Annotated in this window: 2 tRNA genes and 2 rRNA genes; all 4 read right to left on the bottom strand. The window is 43.7% G+C overall.

The window, feature by feature from the left end:
• Window positions 1-474: ribosomal RNA gene (locus CZ809_RS20685) — 23S ribosomal RNA — on the bottom strand; the annotation flags it as partial.
• A 312-nt stretch (window positions 475-786) separates the two neighbouring features.
• Window positions 787-862 (bottom strand) — tRNA-Ala (locus CZ809_RS20680).
• 44 nt (window positions 863-906) lie between these two features.
• Window positions 907-983: transfer RNA gene (locus CZ809_RS20675), tRNA-Ile, on the bottom strand.
• Between the two features lie 73 nt (window positions 984-1,056).
• Window positions 1,057-1,126: ribosomal RNA gene (locus CZ809_RS20670) — 16S ribosomal RNA — on the bottom strand; the annotation flags it as partial.

Genomic DNA, 1,126 nt, shown 5'->3' with positions numbered 1-1,126 from the left:
GGTTCTTTTCGCCTTTCCCTCACGGTACTGGTTCACTATCGGTCAGTCAGGAGTATTTAGCCTTGGAGGATGGTCCCCCCATGTTCAAACAGGATATCACGTGTCCCGTCCTACTCGATTTCACTAATAATGCATTTTTGGTTACGGGGCTATCACCCTGTATCGCGGAACTTTCCAGAACCTTCACCTAACGCAGAACTAGCTTAAGGGCTAATCCGGTTTCGCTCGCCGCTACTACCGGAATCTCGGTTGATTTCTCTTCCTCGGGGTACTTAGATGTTTCAGTTCCCCCGGTTTGCCTCATTAACCTATGTATTCAGTTAATGATACTTGCTTATGCAAGTGGGTTTCCCCATTCGGAAATCCCAGACTCAAGAGGCTTTTACTGCCTAATCTGGGCTTATCGCAAGTTAATACGTCCTTCATCGCCTCTGACTGCCAAGGCATCCACCGTGTACGCTTAGTCACTTAACCATACAACCCCAAGAGGTCTTGTATGTTCAAACAACCAAGGTTTGCGTTTAATAATTCGATCAAGAAAATATTAAACATTGGTTTTTCGCCGGACTCATTTATTTGTCTTCACTTTAAAAAGCAAAAACAAAATCAAGACACTTGAATGTGTGTTGTTTTGAGAACTCGTTTTTATTCAGAGAATAAAAACATTTTAAAATTAATCTTTCGATTAAATTTACTAGTCAGCTTTCCAGATTGTTAAAGAACATGTAATCATCGTTAGATAACCACTTTCTAATCACATTCATTACTTTGAATATATTTAGAAAGTGGTGGAGCTATGCGGGATCGAACCGCAGACCTCCTGCGTGCAAGGCAGGCGCTCTCCCAGCTGAGCTATAACCCCAACGATTTAAAAGACTATACCATCACTTTTTCTGGGAGAAAAAGTGGTGGGTCTGAGTGGACTCGAACCACCGACCTCACCCTTATCAGGGGTGCGCTCTAACCACCTGAGCTACAGACCCAAGTCTTTTTACGTTCTACATTTTAACCAGGCAATCTGTGTGGACACTGCATAAAACAGCATAAGTCTTTAGGTAAGGAGGTGATCCAGCCCCAGGTTCCCCTAGGGCTACCTTGTTACGACTTCACCCCAGTCATGAACCAC

It is taken from the genome of Photobacterium piscicola, from assembly GCF_900166965.1.
GTDB classification, from domain to species: Bacteria; Pseudomonadota; Gammaproteobacteria; order Enterobacterales; family Vibrionaceae; genus Photobacterium; species Photobacterium piscicola.
The sequence above is the reverse complement of the archived record's forward strand: the minus strand, read 5'-3'. Positions and strand labels throughout refer to the sequence as shown.